We start from the raw sequence: 13,338 nt of genomic DNA, 5'->3' as shown, positions 1-13,338 counted from the left end.
GTCCATGTACCGCCTCGAACTCGACGGCATCACCAAGCAATACCCCGCGGTGCGCGCCAACGACGGCGTCGGCCTGCGCGTCAAGCCGGGCGAGATCCACGCCGTGCTCGGCGAGAACGGCGCCGGCAAGTCGACGCTGATGAAGGTGATCTACGGCGCCGTGCAGCCCGACGCCGGCACGATCCGCTGGAACGGCCGGCCGGTGACGGTGAAGAGCCCCGCCGAAGCGCGTGCGCTGGGCATCAGCATGGTCTACCAGCACTTCTCGCTGTTCGACACGCTGACCGCGGCCGAGAACGTCTGGCTCGGGCTGGACAAGGCGATGAAGCTGCCCGAGGTGACGCGCCGCATCACCGAGGTCGCGCACACCTACGGCCTGGACGTCGACCCGCTGCGCCCGGTGCACACGCTGTCGGTCGGCGAGCGCCAGCGCGTGGAGATCGTGCGTGCGCTGCTGACCGACCCGCAGCTCCTGATCCTCGACGAGCCGACCTCGGTGCTGACGCCGCAGGCCGTCGACAAGCTCTTCGTCACGCTGCGCCAGCTGGCCGAGCGCGGCACCAGCATCCTCTACATCAGCCACAAGCTCGACGAGATCCGCTCGCTGTGCCACCACTGCACGGTGCTGCGCGGCGGCAAGGTCACCGGCGAGGTCGACCCGACGCTGGAGAGCAACGCCAGCCTGTCGCGGCTGATGATCGGCGCCGAGCCGCCGCAGTTGCAGCACGGCACGCGCCCGGCGGGCGACGTGGTGCTGGCGGTGAAGGGCCTGTCGCTGGCGCGCGAGGACCAGTTCGGCGTCGACCTGAAGGACATCGGCTTCGACGTGCGCGCCGGCGAGATCGTCGGTGTCGCCGGCGTCTCGGGCAACGGCCAGCAGGAGCTGATGGCCGCGCTGTCCGGCGAGGACCGGCGCGCGCCGCACGGCAGCATCCGCCTGTTCGGCCGCGACATCGCCCACCACGGCGCGCGCAAGCGCCGCCACGAGGGCCTGCACTTCGTGCCCGAGGAACGCCTGGGCCGCGGCGCGGTGCCGACGCTGAGCCTGGCGCAGAACACGCTGCTGACGCGCACCGAGACGGTGTCGCGTGCCGGCTGGATCCCGAGCGCGCGTGTCACGGCGCTGGCCGACTCGATCATCCAGCGCTTCAACGTCAAGGCCGGCGGCCCGGGCGCGGCGGCCAAGAGCCTGTCCGGCGGCAACCTGCAGAAGTTCATCGTCGGCCGCGAGATCGACGCCGACCCGAAGCTGCTGATCGTCAGCCAGCCGACCTGGGGCGTGGACGTCGGCGCCGCGGCGCTGATCCGCGGCGAGCTGCTGAAGCTGCGCGACGCCGGCTGCGCGCTGCTCGTCGTCAGCGAGGAGCTGGAAGAACTGTTCGAGATCAGCGACCGGCTGATCGTCATCGCCCAGGGGCGCGTGTCGCCGTCGATTCCCGTCGCCGAGGCGACGATCGAGAAGATCGGCGAATGGATGAGCGGCCTGTGGGCGCCGCGGGAGACGGCCTGATGTTGAAGCTCGAGGCACGGCCCGAGCCGTCGAAGTGGATGTCGATCGCCTCGCCGCTGCTGGCGCTGGCGATCACGGTGCTGATCGGCGTGGTGCTCTTCGTCCTGCTCGGCAAGGACCCGGTGCGCGGCCTGCAGGTGTTTTTCGTCGAGCCGGTGAAGAACCTGTACGCGCTGTCGGAGCTGAGCGTCAAGGCGACGCCGCTGATCCTGATCGCGCTGGGGCTGGCGGTCTGCTACCGCTCCAACGTCTGGAACATCGGCGCCGAGGGCCAGTTCGTCATCGGCGCGCTGGCCGCCGGCTGGGTGGCGATGCAGGCGCCGGCGCTGGCCTGGATGGGCCGCGGCATCGTCGTCGTGATCCTGTTCGCCGGCGTGCTGGGCGGCATGGTCTGGGCCGGCGTCGTCGCCGCGCTGCGCGACCGTTTCCACGCCAACGAGATCCTGGTCAGCCTGATGCTGGTCTACGTCGCCGAGATGATCCTCGGCTGGCTGGTCTACGGCCCCTGGAAGGACCCGAACGGCTACAACTTCCCGCAGACCATCACCTTCGACGCGCTGACCAAGATCCCGCGCCTCGTCGACGGCCTGCGCGCCAACATCGGCGTCGTCATCGCGCTGGTCGCGGTGGTCGGCTTCTGGGCGTTCATGTTCCGCACCTACCGGGGCTTCCAGCTGCAGGTCGGCGGCCTGGCGCCGGCGGCGGCGCGTTACGCCGGCTTCTCGTCGCGCAGCGCGCTGTGGACCTCGCTGCTGCTGTCCGGCGGCATGGCGGGGCTGGCCGGCGGGCTGGAGGCGGCCGGGCCGCTGGGCCAGCTGACGCCGTACGTGCCGGCCGGCTACGGCTTCGGCGCGATCATCGTCGCCTTCGTCGGCCGCCTGCACCCGGTGGGCATCGTCTTCTCCGGGATCCTGATGAGCATGTTCTACATCGGCGGCGAACTCGCGCAGTCGCGCCTGGGCCTGCCCAAGTCGCTGACCGGCGTCTTCCAGGGCCTGCTGCTGTTCACGCTGCTGGCCTGCGACACGCTGATCCACTACCGCGTGCGCTGGTGGCACGCGGCGCGCGCCAAGGCCTGAGACCGCGATGGACTTCACCACCCTCCCCCTGCTGATCGCGGCGACGCTGAACGCCGGCACGGTGCTGGCCATCGCCGCGCTGGGCCTGCTGATCAACGAACGCGCCGGCATCGTCAACCTCGGCGCCGAAGGCCTGATGCTGGTCGCCGCGATCGCCGGCTTCGCCACCGCGATGCACACCGGCAGCGACTGGCTGGGCTTCGCCGCCGGCATCGGCGCCGGGGCGCTGCTGTCGGCGCTGTTCGGCCTGCTGGTCATCTGGCTGAACACCAACCAGTACGCCAGCGGCCTGGCGCTGAGCCTGTTCGGCGCCGGCTTCTCGGCTTTCGTCGGCATCGGCTACGTGCAGGGCAAGCTCGGCGAGCGGCCGTCGTTCGCCGTGCCCTTCCTGTCGGACATCCCGTTCCTCGGCCCGGCCTTCTTCCGCCAGCACCCGATGGTCTACCTGGCGATCGCGCTGGCCGTGGCGCTGGCCTGGTTCCTCTACCGCTCGCGCGCCGGTCTGGTGCTGCGTGCGGTCGGCGAGTCGCCCGAATCGGCGCACGCGCTGGGTTATCCGGTGCGCAAGATCCGCCTGGCGGCCGTGGTCGCCGGCGGCGCGCTGTGCGGGCTGGCCGGAGCCTACCTGTCGGTGATCTACACGCCGCTGTGGGTCGAGGGCATGGTCGCCGGCAAGGGCTGGATCGCGCTGGCGCTGACGACCTTCGCGACCTGGCGCCCGGCACGAGTGCTGCTTGGGGCCTACCTGTTCGGCGGCGTCACGATGCTGCAGTTCCACCTGCAGAGTCAGGGCGTCGAGATCCCGAGCCAGTTCCTCAGCATGCTGCCCTACGTCGCGACGATCGTCGTGCTGGTGCTGATTTCCCGCAATCCGGCGTGGATCCGGATCAACATGCCGGCCTCGCTCGGCAAACCGTTCTTCCCCGGTTCGTGAGCCGGGCCAATAATTTCTGCTTTCGTCACCCCCTGGAGAAAAGACCGATGTCTTTCGAATCGAAGCGCTCGCTGCTGAAGCTGGCCGGCTGGTCCACGCTCGCGGCGGCCGCCGCCCTCGTCGGCTGCGGCAAGAAGGAAGAAGCGGCGCAACCGACGGCCGAACCGGCGTCGGCGCCGGCCTCGGCCGCTGCGGCCAAGCCCGAACCGCTGAAGATCGCGTTCGCCTACGTCGGCCCGGTGGGTGACGGCGGCTGGACCTTCGCCCACGACAACGCGCGCAAGAAGCTCGAAGCCGAGTTCGGCGACAAGATCGTCACCACCTTCGTCGAGAAGGTGCCCGAGGCCGCCGACGCCGAGCGTGTGTTCCGCGACCTGATCGGCCAGGGCAACAAGCTGGTCTTCGGCACGACCTTCGGCTACATGGAGCCGATCCAGAAGGTCGCCGCCGACGCCAAGGACGTGAAGTTCGAGCACGCCACCGGCTACAAGCAGGGCGAGAACATCCGCACCTACGACAGCCGCACCTACGAGGGCGCGTACATGGCCGGCGTGATCGCCGGCTCGATGACCAAGAGCAACACGCTGGGCGTCGTCGGCTCGATCCCCATCCCCGAGGTCATCCGCAACATCAACAGCTTCACGCTGGGTGCGCAGAGCGTGAACCCGAAGATCAAGACCAAGGTGGTCTGGGTCAACGAGTGGTTCAACCCGCCCAAGGAAACCGAAGCCGCGCAAAGCCTGATCAACGGCGGCGCCGACATCCTGTTCCAGAACACCGACTCGTCGGCCGTGCTGCAGACCGCCGCGAAGAACAAGAAGTTCGCCTTCGGCTGGGACAGCGACATGACGGCCTACGCGCCGGAAGCGCACCTGGCCTCGGCGATCATCGACTGGTCGCCGTACTACATCAAGGCCACCAAGGAAGCGCTGGAAGGCACCTGGACCGGCGGCAGCGCCACCTGGTGGGGCGTCAAGGAAGGCGCGATCGACATCGTCTCGATCAGCGACAAGGTGCCGGCCGAGACCAAGACCAAGATCGACGAAGTCAAGGCCGGCCTGAAGGACGGCAGCTTCGCGATCTGGAAGGGCCCGATCGTCACCAACGCCGGCAAGGAAGTGCTGAAGGCCGGCGAGGTGGCCGACGACCAGTTCCTGGGCGGCATCAACTTCTTCGTCAAGGGCGTCGAGGGTAAGGTTCCGACGGGGAAGTGAGAGCCCCCGGCCGCCTGGCGGCCGCCCCCCCGAGGGGGGCAACCTGACCGGACCGGGGGACCCGGATCCGGTCAGGCGCGTTAACACCGCTGCTCCCCTGACCGCCTTCGGCGGTCTGTCCCCAGGGGGGACGAATACGAAGACCACCGTGGTTCGCGCCCGGTGGTCTTTTCTTTGGCTGCTGCCCTGACCGCCTTCGGCGGTCTGTCCCCGAGGGAGACGAACACAACGACCACTCAGGTTCGCGCGGGCGAAAAAAAGCGGCACCCGAGGGTGCCGCTGAAGCTGAGGTACCGTGGCGGGCGCCCCCGCCAGGGTTTTAGAACTTGTGGCGGATGCCGACGGCGAAGGTGTCGCCGGTGTCGGCGCCGGTCACCTTGTCTTGCATGTAGATCGCGTAGACGTCGGTGCGCTTGGACAGGTTGTAGTCGTAGCCCAGCGTGAAGGTCTTGTTGGTCTTCTCGACCGCGTTGCCGTCTTCCTTGGCGTGGCCGTACTGGGCCAGGACCTTGCCGCCGGCCAGCGGGATCGAGGCGCCCAGGCCCCAGATGTCGGTGCCGGTGTCGACCGTCGCGGTGGTGTCGACCGCGGTGTACTGGCCGAAGACCTTGACGACGCCGAAGTCGTACCAGGCGCCGACCTGCTTGGTCTCCTGGTCTTCGAAGCCGGCCGGGGCGCCGATGACGTCGTTCTTGACCTTCGAATACGACACCGTCGCGGCCAGCGGGCCGTTCATGTACAGCACGTTGCCGCCGATGTTGTTGCCGAAGGAGTTCGCCGCGTCTTCACCGGCGTTGGCCTGGATGTTGACGCTCAGGCCGTTCCAGCTCTTGCTCTTGAACAGCACCGAGTTGGCCCAGCCCGTGTCGCCGTACCAGGACAGCATCTGCGCGCCGGCCGGACGGTTGCCGGTCTGCGGCGTCAGCACCTGCAGGATGCTCGGCGAGAAGGCGAACGAGTCACCCAGCGCGTTGAACATCAGCGTCGAGACGAACATCGTCGTCGTCGTGCGGCCGAACTGGTACTCGCCGTAGTTCGTGGCCAGGCCGACGTAGGCGTTGCGCGCCCAGAAGCGGTCACCGACGAAACGGCCGGCGGTGCCGGCGTCGGCCTGCAGGAAGTGCTCGATCGCGAACGTGACCTTCAGGCCGTTGCCCAGGTCTTCGCTGCCGTTGAAGCCGATGAACGACGTGGTCATGTTGCCGCTCTGGACCTTGGTGGTCGAGTCGGCACCGGCCATCTGGAAGCTGCCGACGGCAGCGTCCATCAGACCGTAGATGTTGACGTTGGACTGGGCCTGGGCCAGACCGACACACAGCAGGGCGGCAGCGCCGGCCACCGCCTTCAGCGAACGAGACATGGAAACTCCTGGGAGGGTGGTGAACAGGAAGATCTAACGACTTGTCACGAAGCAAGCGTTATGCCGCAGGTGTATACAAGTCTGCGGTCCGGCGTGATTGTGTGACAGCGAGGTGACGGCTCCAGGGGTTTTCCCGCAATGCACCGCGATGGGCGTGGGCGCGGCACCACAGCCGGGCGGGCGCACCAGGCCGAACAAGCACAACCAAGAAAAAAGCCGCCCCCGGGGGGGGCGGCTCAGCCATGCGGCGCCAGCTTACCGGGCGGCCGGTTGCAGCTTGGCGGCCTCGGCCTCCATGCGCGTGACCAGTTCGTCGAGCTGGTCGACGACGGCCTGCACGGTCTGGCGCTGCGTCAGGTCGACGCCGGCCTTGAGCAGCTGCTTCATCGGCTGGTCGTTGCCGCCCGAGGACAGCAGCTCCAGGTAGCGCTTGACGGCGGCTTCGCGCCCGGCCTTCGGGCCCTCGGTCATCGCCTTGAACAGCTGCGCCGACGAGGCGAAGCAGGTGGCGTACTGGTAGACGTAATAGGGCGAGTTGAAGAAGTGCGGGATGCGCGCCCAGGTGTACTGGTAGAACTCGTCGTGGGTGATCGCGTCGCCCCAGTACTCCTTCAGCAGGCCGGCGTAGAGCTTGTTCAGCACCTCGGTGGTCACCGGCTCGTCGCGCTCGACGAGCTGGTGCGCACGCAGCTCGAAGTCGGCGAACAGCACCTGCGTGTAGAAGGTGCCGACGATCGCGTCGACGGCCTCCTGCAGCAGCAGGAAACGCTCCTTCGGGTCGGTGGTCTGCTTGAGCAGGTGCTCGAGCAGGAAACGTTCGTTGGTCGTCGACGCGACCTCGGCGACGAAGATCGTGTAGTCAGCGGTGGCGTACGGCTGGTGCTCGGTCGACAGCAGCGTGTGCATCGCGTGCCCCGCCTCGTGGGCGAAGGTGAACATCGCGTCGCGCGTGTCGTTGTAGTTCAGCAGCATGTACGGGCCGACGCCGTAGACGCCGGCGCTGTAGGCGCCGCTGCGCTTGCCGTCGTTCTCGTAGACGTCGACACGCCCCGGGGCGATGGCCTTCTGGTAACGCTGCACGTAGCCCTGGCCCAGCGGCGCGATCGAGGCCGTGGCCTGGCGGCGCGCCTCCTCGTACGGCCAGGCCTTGTCGCTGCGGAACACCGGCACGAACTGGTCGTACAGGTGGTAGCTGGGCAGCCCCAGCAGGCGCTGGCGCAGCTTGGCGTAACGCTGCAGCGGGCCGGTGCCCTGGCGCGCGACCTCGATCAGCGTCTCGACGACCTGGCGCGGGATCGCGTTCTCGTCGAGCGCCGCGTCCAGCGTCGTCGGGAAGTTGCGCGCACGGGCGACGAACCAGTCGCGCTGCAGGATGCCTTCGTAGATCGCGGCGTAGGTGTGCGCGGTCTGGCCGTAGGTGCCGACGTGCGCGGCGGCGGCGGCGGCGCGGTCGGCCTGCACCGTGCTCTCGGACAGCAGGGCCTGGTAGTTGGCCGGCGACAGCGTCAGCTCCTTGCCGTCGGACAGGCGGATCGTCGGGAACTTGATGTCCGAGGTGCTGAGCTCGCTGTAGATCGCGTTCGGCGCGCGGTTGGCGCGCGAGGCCAGCGCCATCAGGCGCTCGCCCTTCTCGTCGAGCACGTGCGCCTGACGGCGGAAGTTCTCGAGGATCGGGAAACGGTACGGCTTCAGCGCCGGCGTCTTGTCCAGCCACTCGCGCATCGTCGCCTCGGGCACCGTCAGCAGCTCGGGCGTGAACCAGGCGCTGGCGGCGTCGAACTTGGCGAACAGCGCGCCGACCCGCTGGAAGCGGCCGGCGACGTTCTGGTCACGCGTGTCGGTGTCGCGCTGCAGTTGCGGGTAGCGGTAGATGCGGTACTGCAGCTGGCCGATCTCGTCATAGGCCTTGTAGGCGGCGAGCACCGCATCGGGGCCGTTCTTCAGCGTGCCCTGCAGCTTGGCGAAGGCGTCGATGCGCTGGTCCATCTCGCGCATGCCGGCCTCCCAGGCCTCCCAGCTGGCGTAGATCGGGCTGAAGTCCCAGCGGTACTGCGCCGGGATGTCGGCACGCACGCGGCTGGCGGGCTTGGCCGCCATCGCGGAGGCGGCCATCGAGACGGCTGCGGCGCAGACGGCGCCGGCGACGAAGGTGTGCATCTTCAAGGTGTGGCGGGCGCGGCCTCGACGGCCGCACGGGGATTCTGCGGTGGATCGGAACCCGGGGCGGCGGCAAGGGTCGGCCCGGCGGAACTGCAAAGTGTTGGGGCCGGGCGCGACGGAGGTCAAGCGTGGTGCGACGAACGCCTCAGTTGGCGCGACCAAGCTGCTTGACCCGGGCCATCGCCAGCGCCGCCGCGGCGGTGCGCGTCTCGACGCCAAGCTTCTCGAACACGTGCTCCAGGTGCTTGGTGACGGTGCGGTGGCTGGTGCCGAGGATGTCGCCGATGTCGCGGTTGGTCTTGCCCTGCACCACCCAGTACAGCACCTCGGCCTCGCGCGCGGTGAGCTCCAGCGCCAGCGACATGGCCTCGACGATCGCCGCGTCGTCGCTCTCGCGCATCACGACCAGCCATTCGCCCGGCACCGGCTCGCCGCCGTCGTCGGGCATCGGGTGCAGCGCGAAGGCGATGCGGCGCGCGCCGCGGGCCACCGTCAGCCCGGCCGGCTCGGCACCGGCGCGGCGGCGCAGCGACTCGCGTGCGACCCAGGCCATCAGCTCGGGCGGGGTGTCGGTGTCCTCGCCGCCGAAGTGTTCGGCCAGCATGCGCCGCGCCAGCGCCGTCTGCCAAAGACGCCGGCCGTCGCGCTCGCGCACGACCATCGTCGCGTGGCCGAAGGCGTCGAGCGCGTTGCGCGCCTGGCGCTGGCTGCGCGCCTGGTGCAGGTGCGCGGCGATGCGCGCCAGCACCTCGCGCGGGCGGATCGGCTTGGTGACGTAGTCGGTGCCGCCGGCGCCGAAGGCGGCGACGACGTGTTCGGTCTCGGTGAGCCCGGTCATGAAGACGATCGGGATCGGCGCCGTCTCCGGGTCGGCCTTCAGCCGGCGCGCGGTCTCGAAGCCGTCCAGCCCCGGCATCACCGCGTCGAGCAGCACGATGTCGGGCTGGGCGCGCACGGCCAGCGTCAGCGCCGCCTCGCCCGAGGTGGCGACGAGCACGGTGTAGCCGGCCTCGTCGAGCGAGTCGTTGAGCAGCGCCAGGTTCTCGGGCACGTCGTCGACGACGAGCACGACGTCGGCGGCGTCGCGCTCGTCGAGGGGCGAGGCGTCAGGCGGCACGGGGTTCATCGAGAGCCTTGTCCAGGATGTCGTTCATCGTCTCGTAGTTGAACTGGCGCGCCAGCAGCCGCATGCGGGCGGCGAAGCCGGCGTGCGCCGGGTCGGCGGCCTCGATGGCGGCGAGCTGGCGCGCGACGCCGCGCACGTGGCCCAGGGCGAGCGCGTCGCGCAGCGGGCGCAGCAGCTCGGGCGGCGGCAGCGGTGCGTCGGCCGGTGGCGGCGGCGGCGCGGGTTCGGGCCCACGCGCGCCGTAGCGCCAATCCAGCCCCAGGCGCACCCCCAGCCAGTCGAGCAGCTCGCCGACCCGCACCGGCTTGACGAGGAAATCCTCGCCCGGCAGGCCGACGTCGTTGTCCAGCTTCTTGTCGAAGGCGTTGGCCGAGACCACCGCCAGCGGCATCACGTGGCCGGCGGCGCGCAGCCGGCGGATCGTCTCCCAGCCGTCGATGCCGGGCATCGCCAGGTCCATGAAGACGGCGTCGTAGGGCGCGTCGGCGGCCAGGCGCGCGAGCGCGGCCTCGCCGGTGGCGGCGCCCTCGACCTCGAAACCCAGCGGCTGCAGCAGGTCGGCGACGAGGCGGCGGTCGGCCTCCTCGTTGTCGACCGCCAGCACGCGCCGGCGCCGGCCTTCGTAGCCGACGCGGCGTGCGCGCAGCGCGTCGACCTCGGGCGCCGCGACGGCGACCTCGGGCACGAAGAGGCGGATGCGGAAGGTGGTGCCGCGGCCGGGCTCGCTGGCCACCGTCATCTCGCCGCCCATCAGCTCGCAGAGCATGCGTGCGATCGTCAGCCCCAGCCCGGTCGAGCCGACCGACTGGCCGCTGGCCGCCGAACCGCGCTCGAAAGGCTCGAAGACCCGCGCCAGCTCGTCGGCCGTCATGCCCGGGCCGGTGTCCTCGATCTCGAAACGCGCCATCTCGCGCTGGTGGGCCACGCGCAGCGTCACCTGGCCGGCCTGGGTGAACTTGATCGCGTTGCCCAGCAGGTTGATGAGGATCTGGCGCAGCCGCTTCTCGTCGGCACGCACGACCGCCGGCAGGCGGCCGTCGACGGCGAAGCGGAAGGCCAGGCCGCGGCCGGCGGCCTGCAGCTCGAACATCCGCGCGATCTCGGCCAGGCCGTCGGCGAAACGCATCGGCCGCACGTCCAGCGCCAGCTTGCCGGATTCGATGCGTGCGATGTCCAGCGTGCCTTCGATCAAGCTCAAGAGGTGGTCGCCGCCGCGGCGGATCACGGCCACCGCCTGGCGGCGGTGCGGCGGCATCGCCTCGTCCTCCTCCAGCAGCTGGGCATAGCCGAGGATGCTGTTGAGCGGCGTGCGCAGCTCGTGGCTGATGGTCGTGATGTAGCGGCTCTTGGCGCGGTTGGCGGCCTCGGCGTGGCCGCGCGCACGGTCGGCTTCCTCGCGTGCGGCCTGCAGCGCGGCGTCGGTGCGCGCGTGCGACTCGATCTCGCGCTGCAGCGCCAGCGTCTGGCGGTTGGACTCCTCCTGCGCCGCGGCGCGGCTGCGGTGCGCGAGCACGCCCCACCAGACGCCGACGCCGGCGGCGATCCACAGCAGCAGGAAGCTGCTGACGAAACCCTGGGCCAGCGTCGGCCCCAGCGCCGCGGCCTGATCGCCCAGCAGGCGCAGCGCCTGGCGGTGGGCGATGCCCAGCACCAGCGCCAGCGCCGGCGTGACGAGGCCCATCAGCAGCAGGTAGTCGGCCAGCCCGGCGTCGAGCTGCGGCGCCATGCGCGCCGGCAGCAGCCGCGAGAGCAGCGCGCGCCACTGCGCGAACAGCTTCGCGCGCGGTTTGCAGAGGTCGTGGCAGCGTGCGTCCAGCGTGCAGCACAGGCTGCAGATCGCCGCCTGGTAGGCCGGGCAGAAGGCCATGTCCTCGGTCTCGTACTCGCGTTCGCAGACCGTGCAGCGGTGGCGCAGCCGGGCGTAGCGGCCGGCCGCGAAGCCGGAGTCCGGGGTCAGGTCCGCGCGGGAGTCCGGGGTCAGGTCCGCGCGGGACCTGACCCCAGGCTTCGCAGACTCCGTGCCCCCGGTCTGGCGCGGCGCGTCCTCCGCCACGATCGGGATCGCGCCGGCCGGCAGCGTGGGCAGCGTGGGCAGCGTGCTGGTGCGCGCGAGGTAGTAGCGGCCCTTCGTCGCCCAGGCGATCAGCGGCGAGCAGACGAAGGCCGTGACCAGCGCGATCGCCGCCGAATAGGCTTGCGCCAGCTCGCCGAAGGCGCCCAGGTGCGCGGCCACCGACAGCGCCGAGGCGATGCCCATCGCGCCGACACCGACCGGGTTGATGTCGTAGAGGTGGGCCCGCTTGAACTCGATGCCCGGCGGCGACCAGCCGAGCGGCTTGTTGACGACGAGGTCGGCGACGACCGCCATCATCCAGGCGATGGCCACGTTGGCGTACAGCCCGAGCACGTGCGACAGCGCCTGGAAGACGTTCATCTCCATCAGCACCAGCGCGATGCCGGTGTTGAACACCATCCAGACGACGCGCCCCGGGTGGGCGTGCGTCAGCCGCGAGAAGAAGTTGCTCCAGGCCAGCGAGCCGGCGTAGGCGTTGGTGACGTTGATCTTCAGCTGCGAGACGAGCACGAAGGCCGCCGTCACCGCGACCGCGACGCCGTAGTCGGAGAACACCGTCTCGTAGGCCGCGAGGTACATCTGGTTCGGGTCGACGGCACGCTCCAGCGGCACCATGCGCGTGATCGCCAGATAGGCCAGCAGCGCGCCGCCGAGCATCTTCAGCACGCCCGGCAGCACCCAGCCCGGGCCGCCGGCCAGCACCGCCAGATGCCAGCGCCAGCCACCGCGGTTCGCCTTCTCCGGCATGAAACGCAGGTAGTCGGCCTGCTCGCCCATCTGCGTGATCAGCGCGATGCCGACCGTGGTCGCGGCGCCGAAGGCCAGGCCGTCGAAGCCGGTGATGCCATGTTCGCCGCCATAGGCCGAGAGCCCGGCCAGCAGATCGGGCTCGGCACGGAAGACGAAGACGTAGGGCACGACCAGCATCGCGATCCACAGCGGCTGGGTCCAGACCTGCAGCCGGCTGATCGCCGTGACGCCGTGCGTCACCAGCGGGATGACGACCAAGGCGCAGAGCAGATAACCCAGCGCCGGCGGGATGTCGAGGGCCAGCTCCAGCGCGTAGGCCATCACCGCCGCCTCGAGGGCGAAGAAGATGAAGGTGAAGCTCGCGTAGATCAGCGAGGTGATCGTCGAGCCGATGTAGCCGAAGCCGGCGCCGCGTGTCAGCAGGTCCATGTCGACGCCGTGGCGTGCGGCGTAGACGCTGATCGGCCAGCCGGCGAGGAAGATCACGAGGCCGGTGGCCAGGATCGCCAGCGCCGCGTTGACGAAGCCGTACTGCACCAGCAGCGTCGCGCCGACGGCTTCGAGGATCAGGAAGGACGCGGCGCCGAAGGCCGTGTTGGCGACACGCCACTCGCTCCAGCGGCGGAACGAGCGCGGCGTGAAACGCAGCGCGTAGTCCTCGATCGTCTCGCGCGCGACCCAGGCGTTGTAGTCGCGGCGTGTCTTGACGACACGCTGCGGCGCTTCGGCAGGGGTGGCGGCGGTGTCGGCCAGCGGACTCATCGGGCACTGGCAATCAAGAACTGCACCAGCCATAACATGGCGCCGGACTTGCAGGCGAGGCGCGCATGGACCTGACTCCCCGAGAAAAAGACAAGCTGCTGATCTTCACCGCCGCGTTGCTGGCCGAGCGCCGCAAGGCGCGTGGGCTGAAGCTCAACGTGCCGGAATCGATCGCGCTGATCACCGCGGCCATCCTGGAAGGCGCACGCGACGGCCGCACGGTGGCCGAGCTGATGAGCGAAGGCAAGCAGGTGCTGCGCCGCGACGAGGTGATGGACGGCGTGCCCGAGCTGATCCCGGAGATTCAGGTCGAGGCGACCTTCCCCGACGGCACCAAGTTGGTGACCGTGCACCAACCGATCGCATGAG

Annotated in this window: 9 protein-coding genes; 5 read left to right on the top strand and 4 right to left on the bottom strand. The window is 69.9% G+C overall.

Annotated elements, in window-relative coordinates:
- Window positions 1–4: 4 nt before the first annotated feature.
- Genes G5B56_RS10620 through G5B56_RS10605 form a run of 4 tightly spaced genes read left to right on the top strand, consistent with a single transcriptional unit; the run spans window position 5 to window position 4,737 of the window.
- Window positions 5–1,510: an ABC transporter ATP-binding protein gene (locus G5B56_RS10620; RefSeq protein WP_164963172.1), complete on the top strand. Its 1,506-nt coding sequence runs from the start codon at window positions 5–7 to the stop codon at window positions 1,508–1,510.
- On the top strand, window positions 1,510–2,589 hold the full coding sequence (locus tag G5B56_RS10615) for an ABC transporter permease (protein ID WP_029718500.1): 1,080 nt from the start codon (window positions 1,510–1,512) through the stop codon (window positions 2,587–2,589). Before G5B56_RS10620 ends, G5B56_RS10615 begins: the two co-directional genes overlap by 1 nt.
- 7 nt (window positions 2,590–2,596) lie before the next feature.
- Window positions 2,597–3,523 (top strand): ABC transporter permease, encoded by a 927-nt coding sequence (locus G5B56_RS10610; protein ID WP_164963171.1) that lies wholly within the window; start codon window positions 2,597–2,599, stop codon window positions 3,521–3,523.
- A gap of 47 nt (window positions 3,524–3,570) precedes the next feature.
- Entirely contained in the window at window positions 3,571–4,737 is a 1,167-nt protein-coding gene (locus tag G5B56_RS10605) for a BMP family ABC transporter substrate-binding protein (RefSeq protein WP_009856045.1), read from the top strand.
- A 319-nt stretch (window positions 4,738–5,056) separates the two neighbouring features.
- On the opposite strand, the gene G5B56_RS10600 is transcribed toward G5B56_RS10605, so the two are convergent.
- The 4 genes from G5B56_RS10600 to G5B56_RS10585 all read right to left on the bottom strand — a co-directional run bounded on the left by G5B56_RS10600 (window position 5,057) and on the right by G5B56_RS10585 (window position 12,969).
- On the bottom strand, window positions 5,057–6,097 hold the full coding sequence (locus G5B56_RS10600; protein ID WP_164963170.1) for a porin: 1,041 nt from the start codon (window positions 6,095–6,097) through the stop codon (window positions 5,057–5,059).
- A 255-nt stretch (window positions 6,098–6,352) separates the two neighbouring features.
- Window positions 6,353–8,254, bottom strand: a complete 1,902-nt coding sequence (gene pepF, locus G5B56_RS10595; protein ID WP_240920795.1) for an oligoendopeptidase F — start codon at window positions 8,252–8,254, stop codon at window positions 6,353–6,355.
- A gap of 148 nt (window positions 8,255–8,402) precedes the next feature.
- On the bottom strand, window positions 8,403–9,383 hold the full coding sequence (locus tag G5B56_RS10590; protein ID WP_164963169.1) for a response regulator: 981 nt from the start codon (window positions 9,381–9,383) through the stop codon (window positions 8,403–8,405).
- Window positions 9,364–12,969 (bottom strand): ATP-binding protein, encoded by a 3,606-nt coding sequence (locus G5B56_RS10585; RefSeq protein WP_164963168.1) that lies wholly within the window; start codon window positions 12,967–12,969, stop codon window positions 9,364–9,366. The genes G5B56_RS10590 and G5B56_RS10585 overlap by 20 nt, the downstream gene beginning before the upstream one ends.
- A gap of 65 nt (window positions 12,970–13,034) precedes the next feature.
- On the opposite strand from G5B56_RS10585, the gene G5B56_RS10580 reads away from it, so the two are divergent.
- Window positions 13,035–13,337, top strand: a complete 303-nt coding sequence (locus G5B56_RS10580; RefSeq protein WP_009856784.1) for an urease subunit gamma — start codon at window positions 13,035–13,037, stop codon at window positions 13,335–13,337.
- The last annotated feature ends 1 nt before the right edge of the window (window position 13,338 follow it).

Origin of the sequence: Rubrivivax sp. JA1026 (assembly GCF_011065555.1) — a bacterium.
GTDB classification, from domain to species: Bacteria; Pseudomonadota; Gammaproteobacteria; order Burkholderiales; family Burkholderiaceae_C; genus Rubrivivax; species Rubrivivax benzoatilyticus.
The sequence above is the reverse complement of the archived record's forward strand: the minus strand, read 5'-3'. Positions and strand labels throughout refer to the sequence as shown.